The organism is Campylobacter sp. P091 (genome assembly GCF_002138935.1).
GTDB lineage: Bacteria > Campylobacterota > Campylobacteria > Campylobacterales > Campylobacteraceae > Campylobacter > Campylobacter devanensis.
This window is the reverse complement of the sequence record NZ_MJKZ01000018.1, coordinates 1-342: the sequence shown is the minus strand read 5'-3', so window position 1 is coordinate 342 and position 342 is coordinate 1. Positions and strand designations below refer to the sequence as shown.

1 tRNA gene is annotated in these 342 nt (G+C 34.2%); it reads left to right on the top strand.

Annotated features, from left to right (window positions below):
- Positions 1-100: 100 nt before the first annotated feature.
- Positions 101-176: transfer RNA gene (locus tag CIGNP91_RS08515), tRNA-Ala, on the top strand.
- The last annotated feature ends 166 nt before the right edge of the window (positions 177-342 follow it).

The following is a 342-nucleotide window of genomic DNA, read 5'->3' as shown; positions in this document are numbered from 1 at the left end:
CGGTTGGATCACCTCCTTTCTAGAGTACAAAGTGATAATCTCACAATTATCACTTCAATATATCTCAATCACACTTGTTTAGGTTTGAGAGATTGACAAAGGGGAATTAGCTCAGCTGGGAGAGCGCCTGCTTTGCACGCAGGAGGTCAGCGGTTCGATCCCGCTATTCTCCACCATAATCTATTATAAAGATAGTATATTTATTAAAGTCTAATCAGAGAGTTTATATTAAACTTTCTGATTAGACTTTAGTCTAAAGTTACTTAAATTACCATTGTTAAAAGTCACAATCAAGTTTTAATATTTAAAACAATTTTACAGGACTTGTTAGAGCTTTGAATT